Origin of the sequence: Streptomyces sp. NPDC057136 (assembly GCF_042670885.1) — a bacterium.
GTDB lineage: Bacteria > Actinomycetota > Actinomycetes > Streptomycetales > Streptomycetaceae > Streptomyces.
Map to the genome: position 1 here is coordinate 1 of NZ_JBHUUV010000071.1, position 18,512 is coordinate 18,512.

An 18,512-nucleotide genomic window follows, 5' to 3' on the forward strand; every position below is an offset into this window, starting at 1 on the left:
AGGTCTTAGACCGACCGGCGCGGCGCGCGGGAGCCCCCGGCCGACAGGACGCGGCCGGGGGCTCCCGGAGCACTTGGGTGAGACCCGGCGGTCCAGGGCCTCTCGTTTGGATCATGCCGGGCTCGCGGGGCCTGATCCAAACGAAAGACCCTGGCGCCGCGGACACCCGAGCGCAGATATCAGAGGTTGACGCCGAAGTCCTGGGCGATGCCGCGCAGACCCGATGCGTAACCCTGGCCGACCGCGCGGAACTTCCACTCGGCACCGTTGCGGTAGAGCTCGCCGAAGACCATGGCGGTCTCGGTGGCGGCGTCCTCGCTCAGGTCGTAGCGCGCGAGCTCCACGCCACCGGCCTGGTTGATGATGCGGATGAACGCGTTACGGACCTGGCCGAAGTTCTGGCTGCGGTTCTCGGCGTCGTAGATCGAGACCGGGAAGACGATCTTGTCGATGTCGGCCGGCAGACCCGCCAGGTTGACGTTGATCTGCTCGTCGTCGCCCTCGCCCTGGCCCGTGACGTTGTCACCGGTGTGGACGATGGTCTGGTCCGGCGTCGCCTTGTTGTTGAAGAAGACGAAGTGGCCGTCGGAGAAGACCTTGCCGGCGGGGTTGACCGCGATCGCCGAGGCGTCGAGGTCGAAGTCGGTACCGGTGGTGGTGCGGACGTCCCAGCCGAGGCCGACCGTGACGGCGGTAAGGCCCGGTGCCTCCTTGGTGAGCGAGACGTTGCCGCCCTTGGACAGGCTTACTGCCATGGGAAGTCCCTTTCCTCGTCGTATACGGGCTTCGTGCCATCACGAAAGCTACCGTCACCCGTCATAACGCAGGCAACAGACCACGAGGTTCCTGTTCCCTTTACTTTCTTTGCCGAACTTCTGGCGTAATCCGAGCAGCGGGTCGGACAGCGGGTCCGGCAAAAGAAGGTGACGAACAGGCTGTGGGCCAGGGAACATGGGTGTCATGTCCGGGCCCTATGTCATCCGCGGTGCGGTCTCCCTGCCGGAGGCCGAGCTCATGTGGCGTTTCTCGCGGTCCTCCGGGCCCGGCGGGCAGCACGTCAACACCAGCGACTCGCAGGCGGAACTCCGCTTCGACCTCGCGGCGACCGAGTCGCTCCCCGAGGTGTGGAAGGCCCGCGCGCTGGAACGGCTGGCGAGCAAGCTGGTCAACGGCGTGGTGGTGGTACGGGCGTCCGAGCACCGTTCCCAGTGGCGCAACCGCGAAACGGCCGCAGTCCGGCTCGCCGCACTGCTCGCGGAGGCCACGGCACCGCCCCCCAAGGCGCGCGTCAAGCGCCGGATTCCGCGCGGGATCAACGAGCGCCGGCTGCGCGAGAAGAAGCAGCGCGGCGACACGAAACGCGGCCGCTCCGGCCGCGACTGGTAACGGCCGCGACTGGTGACATGACCGGCGACCCGACGCCGTCTCAGCCCAGCCGGCGGTAACGGCCCTTGAAGTACGTCAGCGGCTCGCCTTCCGCGCTCGGCAGGTCCGCCGTCAGCACCCGCCCGATCACCAGGGTGTGGTCACCCGCCAGAACCCGCTGCTCCGTCCGGCACTCCAGCGTCGCGAGCGCTCCGCCGATCAGCGGGGCCCGGGTCACCTCACCCCGTATGTAGGGGATGTCCTCGAACAGCAGCCGGTCGCTGATCCGGCCCTTCATGGCGAACCGGCCCGCGATGTGACGCTGGCTCTCCGCGAGGACCGAGACCGCCCACAGGGGCTGCTCGGCCAGCAGGTCGTCCATCCGGGAGTCGTTGCGCAGGCTGACCATGACCAGGGGCGGGTCCAGGGAGACCGACATGAAGGCGGTCGCCGTCATCCCGACGTCCTCGCCGCGGCCGTGCTCGTCGAGCGGTGGCTCCTGGGCGGTGATCAGCACCACACCCGCGGCCAGCCGGGCGAGGGCGGCGCGGAACTCGTCGTTGCTCACCCCCTCAGCATGGGGGATGGGTTCGGGGCGCGGGGTGGGGGGCTTCGTCTGCAACACACCGGGCACGCTAGTGCCGTGCCGCGCCCGGCCGCATCGGACCAGGGGACCAGCCAGGTCCTAGGACCCCGGAAGCAGACAGTGGCCTGCAACTGACTGCAACAGCCTGCAACGTACAGATTTGCGTTCAAGAAAACGACGGAGAGCGGGGGAAGCGCTTCGACTCCCCTTCACCACCTGTTGTGACTTGGCTCACAGAGCGCAATATTTGTTGACCCTGAGTACCGAGTGCGCAGCTCACTGTGATTCAGTGGCCGTGACACTGCAACAAGTACGTCGATATGAAACCTGGAGTTGCTGTCGAGGTCTCGGGGAGTGCGAGCAATGGAGGCCGAGTCGGAACCCTACGTCCGCCTTGCGACCATGCGGCAGCTGCACCAGGCCGTCGCTGATCTCAATACGGCGCGGAGTCTGGCGGACACCCTGCAGACCGTGGCCGACGGAATAGTCTCCGGCCTCGGTTACGAACTGGGCTGCGTGAACCTTGTGCGGCCCGACGGCGACCTTGTCGTCGCCGCGTTCGCGGGCAACGCCGCGGCCGAAGCGCTGATCACCGGACGGGTCGGTTCCCGCGAGTCCTGGGAGCGCAGGCTGGCCATGGGCGAGATCTGGGACGAGCTCCGTTTCATACCCCACACCCAGGGCTGGGTCCTTCTCGAAGACGACGTACCCCAGTGGCACACCGACGGTCCCGAGCCCCGCTTCGAGGACGAGTGGCATCCCCTGGACCGGCTCTACGCCCCGATGTACGCATCAGGTGGCGGACTCGACCTCCTCGGCGTGATATCCGTCGACCGGCCGCGCAATATGCGCAGGCCCGGCGCATGGGGGCGCGAAGCGCTCCAGATGTACGCCTCCCAGGCCGCGATTGCGATCAGTAACGCTCGCCTCCGAGCAAATATGCAGCGTGCCCTCGTCAGACTCGAACGCGAACAGCAGGCGCTGCGGGCCAGCGAAGAATCCTTCCGTCAGGCGTTCGAGTACGCGCCCAGCGGTATGGCCATCGCCGAAATGGGCGGCGACCAGCACGGCAGGCTGCTCCGCACCAACGACGCCCTGTGCCGCCTCCTGGGCCGTCCCGCCTCCGTCCTCCGTCGCAACTCCTTCGCCGACCTCGTCCACCCCGAGGACATCGGCACCCTGCTCCGTACGTCGGCCGAGGGCGGCCGGGCCGAGCTGCGGCTCGGGCGCCGCGACGGTACGTACCTCTGGGTCTCCCTGCGCAACTCCGTCGTCGCCGACACCGCCGACGGCCCCCGCTTCCTCCTCACCCATGTCGAGGACATAGAGGAGCGCAAGCGTCACGAGCTGCACCTCGCGCACCGCGCCTCGCACGACGCGCTCACCGGCCTGCCCAACAGCGCCGAGCTGCGGGCCCGGCTCGGCGCCCGGCTCTGTGAGCGGCCCCACTCGGTGGCCTCCACCGCGATCGAGGCGCTGGACGCGGCGTACGGCGACGCCGAGGTCTCCCGGGCGCACGGCTACCAGGCCGACGGCTACGACGCGGACGCGGTGCCGGGCGGCGGCCTGTACGACCACCATGTGCACACGGCGGCGCCGGACACCGAGCACGACGACGGCTCGAAGGGCCTCGCGGTCCTCTTCTGCGACCTCGACGGCTTCAAGTCGATCAATGACCGTTTCGGACATCACACCGGGGACGCCGTCCTGATCGAGGTGGCCAGGCGGCTCACCACCTGTGTGCGGGACGGAGACACGGTCGCGCGGCTCGGAGGTGACGAATTCGTCGTCCTTGCGGACGGTCTCGGGGCCGCGGATGCCGCAGACCTGGCCGTACGCTTGCGTAATGCCATCATTCCGCCCATCCGGGTGGATGGCAGGGCGGTCAGGGTAGGTGCCAGTTTCGGCATCGGCTGGGCCGAGTGCGGGATGACCGCTGAAGAGGTCCTGCGCTCCGCCGACCAGCGGATGTACGTCGAAAAGCGCTCCCGGTCGAAGGTTCACCGCAGAGCCGGCTGAGGTTTACGGCACGGCCATCCCCTTACCCCGCCCCGGTTTCCGATGCCGTCCAGGAGTGGCAGCGGCAATGAGGGCCGTGCTCCGTTCGGGGTAGGCTCGGCCGGTCGGCGACGGCTGGCGACATGGTGAGGAGTGACCCAGGGATGACGGCCGGAAACAACGGCGCGAGCAAGCCCGAGGACGACGATCCGTTCGGCTACCTGTACGCGGACGGAAAGGCGGCAGGCGCCCAGGCGCCCGGCCAGGGAGGCTACGGCTACCCCGGTCCGGCCGCTCAGCCCGGCGTGCCCAGAACCTCGTACAACCAGGTGCGGACCGTCGGCGAGCGCCAGTACGGGCAGCAGGTTCCGCAGCAGCAGGTGTACGGCCAGCCGCCCCAGGCGCCGTACGGCTCGCCGCACCCGCAGTACGCGGCCCCCGAGACCTATCCGGGTGGCGCGGCGCAGGGCCCGCAGCAGGGCGGCGGCCGGGGTGGCCCCAACACCAAGGCGCTGCTCATCGCGGCGGTCGCCGTGGTCGCGGTCGTGCTCATCGGCATCGGCGCCGCTCTTCTGTCGAACGACGACGACCCGGGCAAGAAGAAGAACGAGGCCGGTACGTCGGCCGGGCCCGCCGGTGAGGTCGAGGAGTCCCCGAAGGCGGAGGAGTCCAAGAAGCCGGAGGAGCCGGCCGACCTCCCGGAGCAGGACGCGGCGACGCTGACGCTCGGTGGCACGGCGGCTCTGGAGAACACGGCCAAGGGCGCCAAGAGCGCGAACGGCCAGTACATCAGCCTCAACGAGGTCGGCCGCTCGGCGACCTGGACGGTCGACGTGCCGGAGGCCGGGCCCTACACGCTGTACGTGACGTACGGCGTGCCCGGCAAGGACGCCAAGACGACCCTCACGGTCAACGCCGAGACGCCCCGCTCCATCAACATGAAGAACTTCGCGGAGGCCGCGGAGGGCGATCTGGAGAAGGGGTGGACGAACACGTACGCGTACGTCAACCTCACCAAGGGCTCGAACACGCTGAAGCTCTCGTGCGAGACGGGCGACCAGTGCGACGCCAATCTCGACCAGCTCTCGCTGAAGGCGGGCCACATCCAGTAGCCCTGCCCGGCCTTTCCAGAAACCGCCCCCGTCCCGGTCGTCGCCCCGCGCGAGCCGGGACGAGGCGTTTTTGGGGCGGCGGCGTTCAGGCCGCGTGCTGCTCTATGACGACGCGCGTCAGCAGATCCGCGTACGCCGTGCTGTCGAACTCACCGGCGGCCGGGGCCAGCACGGTCGCCGTCGACAGGGCCACCGCCCGCGTCAGCCGGTCCGGCCAGCTCAGGCCCTCGGCTATCCCGGAGATCAGTCCGGCCACCGCGGAGTCGCCCGCGCCCGTCGGATTGCCCCGCACGGCGGCGGGCGGGACGGCGCGCCAGACGCCGTCCGGGGTGGCGGCGAGCATGCCGTCCGGGCCCAGGGACGCCACCACGCTGTGCGCACCGCGGCGGCGGGCGTCGTGGGCGGCGCGCAGGGGCTCGCGGGCTCCGGTGAGCTGGGCGAGTTCGTCGGCGTTGGGTTTGACCAGGTCGGGGCGGGCGGCGATGCCCCGGCGCAGGGGTTCGCCGCTGGTGTCCAGGAGGACGGGGACTCCGGCGGTACGGGCGAGGCGGACCAGTTCGGCGTAGGCGCCCACGTGGATGCCGGGCGGGAGGCTGCCGCAGAGGGCGACCGCGTCGGCTCCGGTGAGCAGGCCCTCGTACGTCCGCAGGAAGCCGGCCCATTCCTCGGCGGAGATGTGCGGGCCCGGTTCGTTCAGCTGGGTGGTGTCGCCGGTGGCGGCGTCGACGACGGCGATGGTGCGGCGGGTGTTCCCGGCGACGGTGACGAGTGCGTCGCGCGGCGGGAGCGGGGCCAGCAGTTCGCGCAGGACGGCTCCGGTGGGGCCGCCCGCGAAGCCGGTGACGACCGTTTCGTGGCCCAGTGCGGCGAGCACCCGGGCCACGTTGAGGCCCTTGCCGCCGGGGCGCTCGGAGAGTGCGGTGACGCGGTGGCTGCTGTGCGGGACGAGTGCCGGTACGGCGTACGTCAGATCGAGCGCGGTGTTGAGTGTGACGGTCAGGATCACCTGCGCCGGTCTCCGATCCGTTGTAGCGCTTCGCAGTACGCGCTTTCTCCCTGGCGGTTCCCGCCGAGACGATCATGTCAAAGAGGCGGCGGCCGGCCCAGGTGTCCGGGTCAACCGCCGTCTCTTCGTTACGTGCTGGGCTCGCCGCCCGTGCGCGAGGTCACCCGAGCCGGGGCTCGATGATCCACTCGCCCTTGCGCATGACGCCCTTGAGGACGAAGTCCTCGTCCAGGACCACGAGGTCCGCGTCCTTGCCCGGCTCCAGTGAGCCGACCTTGTCGTACACGCCGAGCAGCCGCGCCGGGTTGGCGGAGATGGACTGGACGACATCGCCGACGGGAATCCGGTCGATCGTCACGGACCGGCGGAACGCGGTGTCCAGGGTGAGCGTGGAGCCGGCGATCGAGTCGCCCTCCACCAGTCGGGCGACGCCGTCCTTCACCTCGACCGCGAGCGGGCCCAGCTGGTACAGGCCGTCGCCGAACCCGGCCGCGTCCATCGCGTCCGTGATCAGCGCGACGCGTGCGGCGCCCGCGTGGTGGTAGGCCAGCTCCAGGGCGGCGGGGTGCAGATGCGTGCCGTCGTTGATCAGCTCGACGGTGACCCGCTCGTCCTCCAGGAGGGCCGCGATCGGGCCCGGCGCGCGGTGGCCGAGACCCGGCATCGCGTTGTAGAGGTGCGTGGCGACGGTGGCGCCCGCGTCGATCGCCTCGACGGTCTGCTCGTACGTCGCGTCGGTGTGCCCGATCGCCGCGATCACCCCGTGCTCGGCGAGCAGGCGTACGGAGTCGATGCCGCCGGGCAGTTCGGTGGCGAGGGTGAACATCTTCGCCGTGCCGTGCGCCGCGTCCATCAGCTTGCGGACCTCGGCCGGGTCCGGGTCGCGCAGCAGGTCCTCGCTGTGGGCGCCCTTGCGGCACGGGGAGATGAACGGGCCCTCGAAGTGGATACCGGCCAGGTCGCCCTGCTGGACCAGCTCGGAGAGGAGGCCGGCCCGCTGGGCGAGGAAGTCCATTTCTCCGGTGACGGTGGAGGCCACCAGAGTGGTGGTGCCGTGCTCGCGGTGCGTACGGACGCCGGTCAGGACCTCGTCCACGGTGCCGGAGGTGAAGGACGCGCCGCCGCCGCCGTGGTTGTGCATGTCGACGAAGCCGGGCACGACCCAGTGGCCGGTCAGGTCGATGGTCCGGGCGTCCTCAGCCGTACTGCCCGCGATCCTGCCGCCCTCGACGATCACCCGGCCGTTCTCGACCGTCCCGGTCGGCAGCACCACCCGGGCACCTGCGAGAACTGTGGTGTCTGCGCGTCCGGCCATCAGGCGGATACCTCCGTGGAGAGAAGATCCCAGGCGAGCAGCCCTGCGCCCAGGCATCCGGCGGTGTCCCCGAGGGCCGCCGGAACGATGTGGGGCAGCTTCTGGAACGTGACGCGTTCCTCGACAGCCGCACGCAGTGGTGTGAACAAGGTTTCCCCCGCCTCGGCCAGTCCGCCACCGATGATGAGCGTGCGGGGGTCCAGCAGGGTGAGCGCGGTGACCAGTCCGGCGGCGAGCGCGTCGACCGCGTCCTGCCATACCCGTACGGCGGCCGGGTCGCCGGATTCGACGGCCTTCGCGCAGTCCGCGGCGTCCGCGTCGGGGTCTCCGCAGGCGGCGGCCCAGGCCCGGGTCACCGCGGAGGCGGAGGCCAGGGTCTCCAGACAGCCGCGCTGGCCGCAGCCGCACTCCGGGCCGTCCGGCCGGACGACGATGTGGCCGATCTCGCCCGCGTAGCCGTGGGCGCCCTCCTCGATGGACCCCGCGATGCCGATGGCGCCGGCGATCCCGGTGCCCAGCGGTACGAAGAGGAAGCGGTCGGCGCCCTTGCCCGCGCCGATCCGGCCCTCGGCGAGGCCGCCGGTCCTGACGTCGTGGCCGAGCGCGACGGGTACGCCGCCGAGCCGCTCGCCGAGCAGGGCGCGCATGGGTACGTCGCGCCAGCCGAGGTTCGAGGCGTAGACCGCGATGCCGTTCCCGGCGTCGACGATGCCGGGCACGGCGACACCCGCGGCGACCGCGCTGGTGCCGAAGCGCTCCTCGCCGTACGCGCGCAGTTCGGCGGCGAACGCGAGGATCGTCTCCACGACGGCTTCGGGACCGCGCTCCCTGCCGGTGGCGCGCCGTGCCGCGTGGAGGAGGGTGCCGTCGGCCCCGACCAGTGCAGCCTTCATTCCTGTGCCGCCCACATCGAGCGCGATGACATGTCTCACGGGAGACAGTTTCGCCCGTCGGCTGCAAAAGGTCTAGTCCACTAAGGAGTTTGTTGAGGCTCCATACAAAATCGGGCGGCGGTCGTGCGTTGCCGAAGCGAGACTCCTTTGGTGTAGACCTCTTGGTGAATGTGGGGGAAAATCCCTCTTCGGCGGGGGCGAGGCAAGTGATGTATTCGATGAGGATGGGCGAGGCCGTGCAGCGGCGCTTTTTGGGTGTGACCGCGGCGGTGGCCGCGCTTGGTATGACAGCAACGTTGTCGGGCTGCGGGAGCGGCGGTGATTCCGGTGACGTCACCCTGAAGTTCGTGGCGGCCGATTACGGTACGAGCGCGGCGAATACGTCCGAGACGTACTGGAACAACCTCGCCCGGAACTTCGAGGCCGCGCACCCCGGCATCAAGGTCGACGTCCACGTGTACGCGTGGAAGGACGTCGACCGCGAGGTCGCCGAGATGGTGGCGCAGAACAAGGCCCCGGACATCGCCCAGATCGGCGCGTACGCCGACTACGCGAAGAAGGACAAGCTCTATACGGCCGACCAGATGCTCGCCATCCGTACGCAGGCCAACTTCCTTCCCTCGCTGAGCGACGCGGGCAAGGTCAACGGCGAGCAGTTCGGACTGCCGTTCATCGCGAGCACCCGGCTGCTCTTCTACAACAAGAAGCTCTTCAGCGACGCCGGGCTCGACGCGCCGAAGACCTGGGCCGACATCCAGCGCGACGCCACCCTGCTCAAGCAGCGCGGCGTCCGCTACCCCTTCGCCCTGCCCCTCGGGCCGGAGGAGTCCCAGGCCGAAACCCTGATGTGGCTGCTCAGCGGCGGCGGTGGCTACACGGACGACGTCGGTGGGTACACCATCGACTCCCCGCAGAACATCGACACGCTCACCTGGCTGAAGGACAACCTCGTCGGCAAGGGGCTCACCGGGCCCGTCGCCCCGGGCAAGCTCGACCGGGCCAAGGCGTTCGACGCGTTCACCCAGGGCCAGGTGGGCATGCTCAACGGGCACCCGACGCTGATGGAGGACGCCGAGAAGGAGGGCGTCGAGGTCGGTATGGTGCCGCTGCCCGGCGTCGACGGGCCGACCCGGGGCTCGATGGGTGTGGCCGACTGGATGATGGGCTTCAAGCAGAACGAGCACCGTGCGGAGATCGGCAAGTTCTTCGACTTCGCGTACAACGACGAGAACGTGCTCGCGTTCGCGGACGAGTACGACATGCTGCCCGTCACGGACAGCGCCTCCGCGGAGATGGAGACGGACGCCCGGCACAAGCCGCTGCGGGAGTTCCTGGCGGCGCTGCCGAACTCGCAGTTCTATCCGTTCGCCAAGACCTCGTGGGCGCAGGCCAGTGAGGCGATCAAGGCGAGCATCGGCACGGCGGTGGAGCCGAACGGCAACCCGGAGAGGGTGCTCGCGGAGATAGCGAAGAAGGCGGAGCAGGCGGAGCAGGCGGAGTAGCCGTCGGAGCGCGGAGTAGGGGGGTGCGCGGTTGTCCGTGCGGCCGATTAGGTTGTTCATATGACCGAAGCCGCCCCACTCTCCGACCGGGACCGAGCCCTGCTCGCCCTGGAACGACGCTCCTGGGCGGGGCCGGGGGCGAAGGAACGGGCGATCCGCGAGGAGCTCGGGATGTCGCCGGTCCGCTACTACCAGCTGCTGAACGCGCTGATCGACGATGTACGGGCGCTGGCGGAGGACCCGGTAACGGTGAACCGCCTAAGAGCGGTAAGAGCAACCCGCCGAGCCCGCCGCTGACCCGACCCCTTCCCGGGGCTCCGCCCCGAACCCCGGTCCTCAATCGCCGGGCGGGCCGGATGTTGCCGTGACCGCTCAGATCAAGCTCACAGGCCACTCGCGTACAGAGCAACACCAGCCAAATCAAGCCCGTCCGGCGTTTGAGGACGGAACCGGTGGGTGAGGGGGTCGGTGCCCACATCAAGCCTGCCCGGCGTTTGAGGGCAAGACGGGCACTCGCCACGACACCGGCCACTCCAGCCCGTGGCGGTCACATCAAGCCCGTCCGGCGATTGAGGACAAGGGGTTCGGGGGAGCCCCGGGAAGGGGGGCGTCGCTATAGGGTCGACGCATGGGCAGTCACCCCGATCACCTGCCGACCCCGACCACCCCCGCCGGCCAAGAGGGCCTCGCGGCCATCCTCGCCCGGCCCGACCGAGCCGTGGTCGCCCTCGATTTCGACGGCACGCTCGCCGACATCGTCCCCGACCCGGAACAGGCCCGCGCCCACCCCGGCGCCGTCCCCGCCCTCGCCGCACTCGCGCCACGCGTCGCGTCCGTCGCCGTGATCACCGGCCGCCCGGCCGACGTCGCCGTGCGGTACGGCGGCTTCGCAGGCGTCCCCGGTCTCGACCACCTCGTCGTCCTCGGCCATTACGGCGCCGAACGCTGGGACGCCGTCTCCGGCACCGTGCACGCCCCCGCCCCGCACCCCGGCGTCGCCGCCGTACGCGCCGAACTCCCGGGCGTGCTCCACGAGGTGGACACCTGGCACGGCAGCTGGGTGGAGGAGAAGGGCCAGGCCGTCGCCGTACACACCCGCCGGGCCGAAGACCCGCAGGCCGCCTTCGAGTCGCTCCGCGACCCCCTCGGCCGGCTCGCGGCCCGGCACGGACTGATCGTCGAACCCGGCCGCCTGGTCCTGGAGTTGCGCCCGCCCGGCATGGACAAGGGCGTCGCACTCGCGGAGTACGTACGGGAGACGGACGCCGAGTCCGTCCTGTACGCCGGCGACGACCTCGGCGACCTCGCCGCCTACGCCACCGTGGAGAAGCTCCGCACCGAGGGCCCGGACGGCATCCCCGGCCTGCTGATCTGCAGCGGAAGCGCCGAAGTGCCCGAACTCGCCGAGCGGGCCGACCTGCTGCTGCCCGGCCCCGCCGACGTCGTCGGTTTCCTGTCAGCCCTCGCGCAGCGCCTCTAGCTGGTCCAGGAACCACTGCTGCGGCGGCAGCGCCGTCGCCGCCGCGGCCAGTGCCTTCGTACGGTCCGCCCGCTCGCCGTGCGGCATCGACAGCGCCCGGTGCAGCGCCTCCGCCGTGGCGGACACGTCGTACGGGTTCACCACGATCGAGGCGTCGCCCAGCTCCTCGTACGCCCCCGCCTCCCGCGACAGCACCAGCACGCAGCCGTCGTCGGAGACCACGGGGACCTCCTTGGCGACCAGGTTCATCCCGTCACGGATCGGGTTGACCAGCGCCACGTCGGCCAGCCGGTACGCCGCCAGGGAGCGCGCGAAGTCGTCCTTCACGTGCAGGATCACCGGCGTCCAACCAGGCGTCCCGTACTCCGCGTTGATCTCGTCGGCCAGGGTCTGCACCGTTGCCGTGTACTCCCGGTACACCGCGAGGTCCTGCCGCGAGGGGTAGGCGAATGCGATATGGGCGACCCGCTCGCGCCACTCGGGATGCGCGTCCAGCAGCGCCCGGTACGCGAGCAGCCCGCGCACGATGTTCTTGGAGAGCTCCGTCCGGTCCACCCGCACGATCGTCCGGCGGTCCGGACCCACCTGTTCCCGCAGGGCCGCCATCCGCTCGTCCACGTCCGCCTCGCGCGAGCGGCGGCGCAGGAACTCCGCGTCCGCGCCCAGCCCGTGCACCCCGATCCGCGTGTGGCCGGTGCCGCCCAGGATCTCCGTACAGCAGCCGATGAAGGCGTCCGCCCACCGCCGGGTGAGGAACGCCGCCCGGTCGGCGCCGAGAATGCCCCGCAGCAGCTGCTCGCCGATGTCGTCGGGCAGCAGCCGGAAGTAGTCGACGGGCGCCCACGGCGTGTGCGAGAAGTGGCCGATCCGCAGGTCGGCGCGGAGCTCACGGAGCATCCCCGGCACCAGGGCCAGGTGGTAGTCCTGCACGAGGACCGCCGCCCCCTCGCCCGCCTCCTCGGCGAGCGCTTCGGCGAAGGCCCGGTTGTACGCCTCGTACGAAGCCCACTGCCGCCGGAACTCCGCGTCGAACGCGGGCTCCAACGGGGTCTGGTACAGCATGTGGTGGACGAACCAGAGCACCGAGTTCGCGATGCCGTTGTACGCGTCGGCGTGGAGAGCGGCGTCGATGTCGAGCATCCGGACGCCCGGTTCGGCGACCCCCTGCCTGACCGCCTCGCGGTCGCCGTCGCTCAGCGCCGCGCACACCCACAGCTTGTCGTCGACGGCGCTGAGGCCGGAGACCAGGCCACCCCCGCCCCGTTTCGATGTGAGCGAGCCGTCCTCGCCCTGTGTGTACGACACGGGGCCGCGGTTGGACGCGACGAGAACCTGGGCAGCGTGCTCGGAGACCATGTACCGGAACCTAGCCCGTTCCGTAACCCCCCAAACGTGAGTACGGCCACCGGCCGGGCGGGCTCGCGCCTCGCCGGTCAGCCGCGGTCGCGTTCGTGTCCCCGGCCGCGCGCCGCCGCGCAGGCGACCGCCCCGGCCCCGGTCAGGGCGAGCCCGAGGCCGCCGAGCAGCCACAGCCGCTCGCTGTTGCCGCCGGTCTCGGCCGGGGAGCCGTGCGCGGGGCGCGGCGCCTCCGTGACCTGTACGGCGGCGGCCGGTGCCGACGCGACAAGCCCCGTCGGGAAGGAGCCGAGCACGGCCAGGACAGCGGCGTATGCGGGCAGTCGGCGCCTGCGGCGCAGAGCGGCCCTCAGTCGAGGAGAAGCCATAAAAATGAAATGTAGGGAACTTTTATGACTAAACCGGCTTACGCCGCGCGGCGGGACACGTACTCCGCGATCTCCCGCATCGGGGGCCGCTCCTCCGTGTCCACCACATGGGTGCTCGGTACGAAGCCGTTCTCGCCCCGCTCGAACTGTGTGAGCACCGGCCGCACCAGCTGGCCCCGGGAGAGCCGGAGCTGTGCGGTGCGGTAGATCGTCGCCGCCATCCTGCCCAGCGCCTGGCCGTCCTGGTGGCGGTGTTTGCGTTCGCCGACGTCGACCTGCGCCAGCGCGTCCAGGCCCACCAGGTGCAGTGAGTCGATGAGCAGGCCCAGCTCTACTCCGTAACCGACGGGGAACGGCAGCTGTTCGAGCAGGGAGCGCCGTGCCGCGTACTCACCGCCGAGCGGCTGGACGAATCCGGCCAGCTGCGGCCAGTGCAGATTGAGCAGCGGCCGTGCCACCAGCTCCGTGACTCGACCGCCCTGACCAGCGGTGTCTCCCAGCGGGCGGTCGTACATAGCCTTCACGAACTGCACCGAGGGATCGGTGAGCAGCGGCCCGACGATCCCGGAGACGAAGTCCGCGGAGAAGTCCTTCAGGTCCGCGTCGATGAAGCAGACGATCTCGCCGCTAGTGACCAGCAGTGACCGCCACAGGACCTCCCCCTTGCCGGGGAGGGCGGGTATTCGGGGCAGGATCGCGTCCCGGTGGACCACCCGGGCACCTGCCTCCGTGGCGACCTTCGCGGTGGCGTCCGTCGAACCGGAGTCGATCACCACCAGCTCGTCGACCAGCGGCACGCGCTCCATCAGCTCGTGCCGGATCGTCGTCACGATGGCGCCGACCGTCGCCTCCTCGTTGAGGGCGGGCAGGACGACGCTGACGCTTGCGCGCCGCGGGTCCCGTGCCCTGGCGGCCGCGAGACGATCCAGTGGACGGTCGGCGGCCGACCAGGAACGCCTGGTCAGCCAACGTTCCACCTCTTCGATCAAGGTCGAATCTCCCTGCATGTGATCCATCTCGCGGTTCGGACGACTATCTCAAGCGTCCGAGGCTTCGGTTACAGTCTTGAACAACGCGGACGACCCTCGCATCTCGGGGTCCGTCCGCCGACAAATGCCTGGATCGTGATCCAGCGCCATAGCGCTCATCCAGAGGGACTGAGGGAACGGCCCGTTGAAGTCCCGGCAACCCCCCCATCGACCGCGAGGTCACGGTGGGGAAGGTGCCAAATCCGTCTTGTGGCGAAATTCGCCATGAGGAAGATGAGGAGAAAGGGCCTCCGCCATCATGGCTGTGCAGACTGAACTGACGAACACCCCTTCCACTGTGGATCTCGGTCCCGCCGCGGCGCTTTCCTGCCGCGAGTGCGGCGAGCGTTTCGAGCTCGGTCCCCTTTTCGCCTGCGCGTCCTGTTTCGGGCCGCTCGAAGTGGCGTACGACCTGCCGAGCGGCTCCCCCGACGAGCTGAAGAAGCGCATCGAGGCCGGACCCAACAACATCTGGCGCTACGCGCCGCTGCTGCCGGTCCCCGCCGATGTCGCGGACAAGCCCAACATCAACCCCGGCTTCACCAAGCTGGTCAAGGCCGACAACCTCGCCCGTGAACTGGGCGTCACCGGTGACCTGTTCGTCAAGGACGACTCCGGGAACCCGACGCACTCCTTCAAGGACCGTGTCGTCGCGATCGCCGTCGAGGCCGCCCGCGCCTTCGGCTTCACCACCCTCTCCTGCTCCTCCACCGGCAACCTCGCCGGTGCGGTGGGTGCCGCCGCCGCCCGCGCCGGCCTCCGCTCGTGCGTGTTCATCCCGCACGACCTGGAGCAGGGCAAGGTCGTCATGGCCGCCGTGTACGGCGGTGAGCTGGTCGGCATCGAGGGCAACTACGACGACGTCAACCGTTTCTGCTCCGAGCTCATCGGCGACCCGCTCGGCGAGGGCTGGGGCTTCGTCAACGTCAATCTGCGTCCGTACTACGGCGAGGGCTCCAAGACCCTCGCGTACGAGATCTGCGAGCAACTCGGCTGGCAGCTGCCCGACCAGCTCGTGATCCCGATCGCCTCGGGTTCGCAGCTCACGAAGATCGACAAGGGGCTCCAGGAGCTCATCAAGCTCGGTCTGGTCGAGGACAAGCCGTACAAGATCTTCGGCGCCCAGGCCGAGGGCTGCTCCCCGGTGTCGGTGGCCTTCAAGGCCGGTCACGACGTCGTGCGCCCCCAGAAGCCGAACACGATCGCCAAGTCCCTGGCGATCGGGAACCCGGCCGACGGTCCGTACGTCCTGGACATCGCCCGCCGTACCGGTGGCGCCGTGGAGGACGTGAACGACGAGCAGATCGTCGACGCGATCAAGCTGCTCGCGCAGACCGAGGGCATCTTCGCGGAGACCGCGGGCGGGGTGACCGTCGGCGTGACGAAGAAGCTGATCGAGGCGGGTCTGCTCGACCCGACGCTCACCACCGTCGTCCTGAACACCGGTGACGGCCTCAAGACGCTCGACGCGGTGGCCGCGACCTCGCAGGCGACCGCGACGATCCGGCCGAGCCTGGACGCGTTCCGCGCCGCCGGCCTCGCCACCAGCTGACCATCCGAGACCGAAGGAAGGCACCCACCATGAGCGTCAAGGTCCGTATCCCCACCATCCTCCGCACCTACACGGGCGGTCAGGCCGAGGTGTCGGCGGAGGGCGCGGTCCTCTCCGAGGTCATCGACTCCCTGGAGAAGAACCACCCGGGCATCGCGGCCCGTGTCCTGGACGACCAGGGCAAGCTCCGCCGCTTCGTGAACGTGTACGTCAACGACGACGACGTGCGCTTCGAGGGCGGCCTGGACGCGGTCACCCCGGAAGGTGCCGGCGTCTCGATCATCCCGGCCGTCGCCGGAGGCTGACCGCCGGCCGGCGCACACGTCCGCCGGCCTTCACAGCGATATCTCTGTTGCCCCCTCCGTGAGAGAAGCGGAGGGGGCAATTCTGCATGGTTAGACGCGGTAGAGTTGGGAAGTCCCCTCCGCTGCCTGTGCCGCCCGCATATGAGAATGCGCCCGGTCACGATAAGAAGCAGCCAAAGTGTGCGACCCCCTTGAGCCATAAGTGGCCTTTGTCAGGCCCGACTTGCCCAGGAATCTCATGAATTCCCCATAATGGGGCGATCGGTCGTGCCCAGAATTCTCGTCCGATTGACCTGTTGCAGAGGGCAGTTGGGCAGATACATTCGGCCGCGGTCGACGCGTTCCGGCGCACGCACCCTCTCCTGTCGGAGGGTGAGTTCTGACCCGGGCCCGCGAAGTGCGGTCCTGTGCAAGGGCCAGTAATAGGGGAGTTAGGCATGGCTCAGGGCACCGTCAAGTGGTTCAACGCGGAGAAGGGGTACGGCTTCATCGCGGTCGACGGTGGTGCGGATGTTTTCGTCCACTACAGCGCGATCCAGATGGACGGGTACCGCACCCTCGAAGAGGGTCAGCGAGTTGAATTCGAGATCTCGCAGGGCCAGAAGGGGCCGCAGGCGGACATGGTCAAGCTCGCCGTCGGCTGAGCTCGACGCGGTCGGCCAACGACACTACTCACGCGCGGAGGGCCCGTACCCCCAGGGGTACGGGCCCTCCGTGCGTCTCCGTGCGTCCGCGTGTTTGTCCACATCCCGAGGGGGACGCTTGCACTCGCAGGGGTCGAGTGCTAATCATTGGCGTTAGCACTCTCCAGGTGAGAGTGACAGAAACTTGGACCGGGCCGGTGAGGCCCGCAGGCTGCGTGGGGCAAGGAACCACACAGCACGCTGGCCGTCCGTCGCGGGCGCCTCTCGGTCCGGAGAATCCACCCCTGTCCGGGAGGACCACTTCACATGGCCAAGATCATCGCGTTCGACGAGGAGGCACGGCGCGGTCTCGAGCGCGGGATGAACCAGCTCGCCGACGCCGTCAAGGTCACCCTCGGCCCCAAGGGCCGTAACGTCGTCCTCGAGAAGAAGTGGGGCGCGCCCACGATCACCAACGATGGTGTTTCCATCGCCAAGGAGATCGAGCTCGAGGACCCGTACGAGAAGATCGGTGCGGAGCTGGTCAAGGAGGTCGCCAAGAAGACGGACGACGTCGCCGGCGACGGTACGACCACCGCCACCGTTCTCGCTCAGGCTCTCGTCCGCGAGGGCCTGCGCAACGTCGCCGCGGGTGCCAACCCGATGGCTCTGAAGCGTGGCATCGAGAAGGCCGTCGAGGCCGTCTCCGCCGCTCTGCTGGAGCAGGCGAAGGACGTGGAGACCAAGGAGCAGATCGCTTCGACCGCCTCCATCTCCGCTGCTGACACCGAGATCGGCGCCAAGATCGCCGAGGCTATGGACAAGGTCGGCAAGGAAGGCGTCATCACCGTCGAGGAGTCCCAGACCTTCGGTCTGGAGCTGGAACTCACCGAGGGTATGCGCTTCGACAAGGGCTACATCTCGGCGTACTTCGCGACCGACATGGAGCGTATGGAGACGTCGTTCGACGACCCGTACATCCTGATCGTCAACTCCAAGATCAGCAACGTGAAGGACCTCCTTCCGCTGCTCGAGAAGGTCATGCAGTCGGGTAAGCCGCTGCTGATCATCGCGGAGGACGTTGAGGGCGAGGCCCTGTCGACCCTGGTCGTCAACAAGATCCGTGGCACCTTCAAGTCCGTCGCCGTCAAGGCTCCGGGCTTCGGTGACCGCCGCAAGGCCATGCTCGGCGACATCGCCATCCTCACCGGTGGCACCGTCATCTCCGAGGAGGTCGGTCTCAAGCTGGAGAACGCCGGCCTGGACCTGCTCGGCAAGGCCCGCAAGGTCGTCATCACCAAGGACGAGACCACGATCGTCGACGGCGGGGGCGAGAGCGACCAGGTTCAGGGTCGCGTCAAGCAGATCCGTGCCGAGATCGAGAACTCCGACTCGGACTACGACCGCGAGAAGCTCCAGGAGCGCCTCGCGAAGCTGGCCGGCGGCGTGGCCGTCATCAAGGCCGGCGCCGCGACCGAGGTCGAGCTCAAGGAGCGCAAGCACCGCATCGAGGACGCGGTGCGCAACGCCAAGGCCGCTGTCGAGGAGGGCATCGTCGCCGGTGGTGGCGTGGCTCTGCTCCAGGCCACGGCCGTCTTCGAGAAGCTCGACCTGACCGGTGACGAGGCCACGGGCGCCAACGCCGTGAAGCTCGCGCTGGAGGCCCCGCTCAAGCAGATCGCCGTCAACGGTGGTCTCGAGGGTGGAGTCGTCGTCGAGAAGGTGCGCAACCTGCCGATCGGTCACGGCCTCAACGCCGCGACCGGTGAGTACGTCGACATGATCGCCGAGGGCATCATCGACCCGGCGAAGGTCACGCGCTCCGCTCTGCAGAACGCCGCGTCCATCGCCGCGCTCTTCCTCACCACCGAGGCCGTCATCGCCGACAAGCCCGAGAAGGCCGGCGCGGCTGCCCCGGGCGGCATGCCGGGCGGTGACATGGACTTCTGATCCTCTCCGGATCAGTAGCTCCATAGCTGTTCAGCTGTTCGCAGCAGCAGTAGTACGTTGCAGACTTCGGCCC

Annotated in this window: 18 protein-coding genes and 1 riboswitch; of the genes, 10 read left to right on the plus strand and 8 right to left on the minus strand. The window is 69.3% G+C overall.

All coding sequences use genetic code 11. From position 1 onward, the window contains the following. Positions 1 to 179 precede the first annotated feature (179 nt). Positions 180 to 755 (minus strand): TerD family protein, encoded by a 576-nt coding sequence (locus ACFT7S_RS37735; protein ID WP_382740796.1) that lies wholly within the window; start codon positions 753 to 755, stop codon positions 180 to 182. Positions 756 to 951: 196 nt separating this feature from the next. Here ACFT7S_RS37735 and arfB point away from each other — a divergent pair, with 196 nt between their 5' ends. Next, positions 952 to 1,386, plus strand: coding sequence for an alternative ribosome rescue aminoacyl-tRNA hydrolase ArfB (arfB, locus tag ACFT7S_RS37740; RefSeq protein WP_382740799.1), 435 nt, complete (start codon positions 952 to 954; stop codon positions 1,384 to 1,386). A gap of 40 nt (positions 1,387 to 1,426) precedes the next feature. Here the strand turns inward: arfB and ACFT7S_RS37745 are convergent, their stop codons facing one another. Continuing rightward, positions 1,427 to 1,933 carry a flavin reductase family protein gene (locus ACFT7S_RS37745; protein WP_382740801.1) on the minus strand — a complete coding sequence of 169 codons (507 nt, stop codon included), beginning with the start codon at positions 1,931 to 1,933 and terminating at the stop codon, positions 1,427 to 1,429. 381 nt (positions 1,934 to 2,314) lie between these two features. Between ACFT7S_RS37745 and cdgB the strand changes: the two genes are divergently transcribed. Together cdgB and ACFT7S_RS37755 are read left to right on the plus strand one after the other, a co-directional pair. Next, positions 2,315 to 3,970: a diguanylate cyclase CdgB gene (gene cdgB / locus ACFT7S_RS37750; protein WP_382740804.1), complete on the plus strand. Its 1,656-nt coding sequence runs from the start codon at positions 2,315 to 2,317 to the stop codon at positions 3,968 to 3,970. Between the two features lie 143 nt (positions 3,971 to 4,113). Beyond that, the gene (locus ACFT7S_RS37755) at positions 4,114 to 5,061 is read left to right on the plus strand and encodes a carbohydrate-binding protein (RefSeq protein ID WP_382740807.1); all 948 of its coding nucleotides are present in this window, start codon (positions 4,114 to 4,116) and stop codon (positions 5,059 to 5,061) included. 85 nt (positions 5,062 to 5,146) lie between these two features. On the opposite strand, the gene ACFT7S_RS37760 is transcribed toward ACFT7S_RS37755, so the two are convergent. The 3 genes from ACFT7S_RS37760 to ACFT7S_RS37770 all read right to left on the minus strand — a co-directional run bounded on the left by ACFT7S_RS37760 (position 5,147) and on the right by ACFT7S_RS37770 (position 8,314). Continuing rightward, positions 5,147 to 6,067 carry a 1-phosphofructokinase family hexose kinase gene (locus ACFT7S_RS37760; protein ID WP_382740809.1) on the minus strand — a complete coding sequence of 307 codons (921 nt, stop codon included), beginning with the start codon at positions 6,065 to 6,067 and terminating at the stop codon, positions 5,147 to 5,149. Positions 6,068 to 6,227: 160 nt separating this feature from the next. Further along, on the minus strand, positions 6,228 to 7,382 hold the full coding sequence (gene nagA, locus ACFT7S_RS37765; protein ID WP_382740812.1) for an N-acetylglucosamine-6-phosphate deacetylase: 1,155 nt from the start codon (positions 7,380 to 7,382) through the stop codon (positions 6,228 to 6,230). After that, a complete protein-coding gene (locus tag ACFT7S_RS37770) occupies positions 7,382 to 8,314 on the minus strand; it encodes an ROK family protein (protein WP_382740815.1) in 933 nt (310 codons plus the stop codon). The genes nagA and ACFT7S_RS37770 overlap by 1 nt, the downstream gene beginning before the upstream one ends. Before the next feature lie 185 nt (positions 8,315 to 8,499). On the opposite strand from ACFT7S_RS37770, the gene ACFT7S_RS37775 reads away from it, so the two are divergent. The 3 genes from ACFT7S_RS37775 to otsB all read left to right on the plus strand — a co-directional run bounded on the left by ACFT7S_RS37775 (position 8,500) and on the right by otsB (position 11,257). After that, complete coding sequence (locus ACFT7S_RS37775; RefSeq protein WP_382740841.1) at positions 8,500 to 9,777, plus strand: ABC transporter substrate-binding protein; 1,278 nt, start codon at positions 8,500 to 8,502, stop codon at positions 9,775 to 9,777. A gap of 60 nt (positions 9,778 to 9,837) precedes the next feature. Beyond that, entirely contained in the window at positions 9,838 to 10,074 is a 237-nt protein-coding gene (locus ACFT7S_RS37780; RefSeq protein ID WP_382740818.1) for a DUF3263 domain-containing protein, read from the plus strand. Between the two features lie 331 nt (positions 10,075 to 10,405). After that, positions 10,406 to 11,257 carry a trehalose-phosphatase gene (otsB, locus tag ACFT7S_RS37785; RefSeq protein WP_382740821.1) on the plus strand — a complete coding sequence of 284 codons (852 nt, stop codon included), beginning with the start codon at positions 10,406 to 10,408 and terminating at the stop codon, positions 11,255 to 11,257. Here otsB and ACFT7S_RS37790 read toward each other — a convergent pair. From ACFT7S_RS37790 to ACFT7S_RS37800, 3 genes are all read right to left on the minus strand, one after another. Beyond that, entirely contained in the window at positions 11,234 to 12,613 is a 1,380-nt protein-coding gene (locus ACFT7S_RS37790) for a trehalose-6-phosphate synthase (protein WP_382740824.1), read from the minus strand. The two genes, otsB and ACFT7S_RS37790, sit on opposite strands and share 24 nt — an antisense overlap. Before the next feature lie 77 nt (positions 12,614 to 12,690). Further along, positions 12,691 to 12,981 (minus strand): hypothetical protein, encoded by a 291-nt coding sequence (locus ACFT7S_RS37795; protein WP_382740827.1) that lies wholly within the window; start codon positions 12,979 to 12,981, stop codon positions 12,691 to 12,693. Between the two features lie 38 nt (positions 12,982 to 13,019). Beyond that, entirely contained in the window at positions 13,020 to 13,970 is a 951-nt protein-coding gene (locus tag ACFT7S_RS37800; RefSeq protein WP_382740830.1) for a glucosyl-3-phosphoglycerate synthase, read from the minus strand. A gap of 152 nt (positions 13,971 to 14,122) precedes the next feature. Continuing rightward, positions 14,123 to 14,250, plus strand: a riboswitch (SAM riboswitch). Positions 14,251 to 14,268: 18 nt separating this feature from the next. On the opposite strand from ACFT7S_RS37800, the gene thrC reads away from it, so the two are divergent. From thrC to groL, 4 genes are all read left to right on the plus strand, one after another. Continuing rightward, positions 14,269 to 15,561 (plus strand): threonine synthase, encoded by a 1,293-nt coding sequence (thrC, locus tag ACFT7S_RS37805; RefSeq protein ID WP_382740833.1) that lies wholly within the window; start codon positions 14,269 to 14,271, stop codon positions 15,559 to 15,561. 29 nt (positions 15,562 to 15,590) lie between these two features. After that, positions 15,591 to 15,866: a MoaD/ThiS family protein gene (locus tag ACFT7S_RS37810; RefSeq protein WP_382740835.1), complete on the plus strand. Its 276-nt coding sequence runs from the start codon at positions 15,591 to 15,593 to the stop codon at positions 15,864 to 15,866. Positions 15,867 to 16,303: 437 nt separating this feature from the next. Next, positions 16,304 to 16,510, plus strand: coding sequence for a cold-shock protein (locus tag ACFT7S_RS37815; RefSeq protein WP_003967346.1), 207 nt, complete (start codon positions 16,304 to 16,306; stop codon positions 16,508 to 16,510). Between the two features lie 306 nt (positions 16,511 to 16,816). Next, a complete protein-coding gene (gene groL, locus ACFT7S_RS37820; RefSeq protein WP_382740838.1) occupies positions 16,817 to 18,439 on the plus strand; it encodes a chaperonin GroEL in 1,623 nt (540 codons plus the stop codon). Positions 18,440 to 18,512: the final 73 nt, after the last annotated feature.

Bases quoted from the DNA above. Each gene is read 5' to 3' on its own strand.
- otsB (WP_382740821.1), top strand. From the start codon at position 10,406: ATGGGCAGTCACCCCGATCACCTGCCGACCCCGACCACCCCCGCCGGC.
- ACFT7S_RS37790 (WP_382740824.1), bottom strand. From the start codon at position 12,613: ATGGTCTCCGAGCACGCTGCCCAGGTTCTCGTCGCGTCCAACCGCGGC.
- ACFT7S_RS37775 (WP_382740841.1), top strand. From the start codon at position 8,500: ATGGGCGAGGCCGTGCAGCGGCGCTTTTTGGGTGTGACCGCGGCGGTG.
- ACFT7S_RS37810 (WP_382740835.1), top strand. From the start codon at position 15,591: ATGAGCGTCAAGGTCCGTATCCCCACCATCCTCCGCACCTACACGGGC.
- thrC (WP_382740833.1), top strand. From the start codon at position 14,269: ATGGCTGTGCAGACTGAACTGACGAACACCCCTTCCACTGTGGATCTC.
- ACFT7S_RS37815 (WP_003967346.1), top strand. From the start codon at position 16,304: ATGGCTCAGGGCACCGTCAAGTGGTTCAACGCGGAGAAGGGGTACGGC.
- ACFT7S_RS37795 (WP_382740827.1), bottom strand. From the start codon at position 12,981: ATGGCTTCTCCTCGACTGAGGGCCGCTCTGCGCCGCAGGCGCCGACTG.
- arfB (WP_382740799.1), top strand. From the start codon at position 952: ATGGGTGTCATGTCCGGGCCCTATGTCATCCGCGGTGCGGTCTCCCTG.
- groL (WP_382740838.1), top strand. From the start codon at position 16,817: ATGGCCAAGATCATCGCGTTCGACGAGGAGGCACGGCGCGGTCTCGAG.
- ACFT7S_RS37735 (WP_382740796.1), bottom strand. From the start codon at position 755: ATGGCAGTAAGCCTGTCCAAGGGCGGCAACGTCTCGCTCACCAAGGAG.
- ACFT7S_RS37780 (WP_382740818.1), top strand. From the start codon at position 9,838: ATGACCGAAGCCGCCCCACTCTCCGACCGGGACCGAGCCCTGCTCGCC.
- cdgB (WP_382740804.1), top strand. From the start codon at position 2,315: ATGGAGGCCGAGTCGGAACCCTACGTCCGCCTTGCGACCATGCGGCAG.
- nagA (WP_382740812.1), bottom strand. From the start codon at position 7,382: ATGGCCGGACGCGCAGACACCACAGTTCTCGCAGGTGCCCGGGTGGTG.
- ACFT7S_RS37755 (WP_382740807.1), top strand. From the start codon at position 4,114: ATGACGGCCGGAAACAACGGCGCGAGCAAGCCCGAGGACGACGATCCG.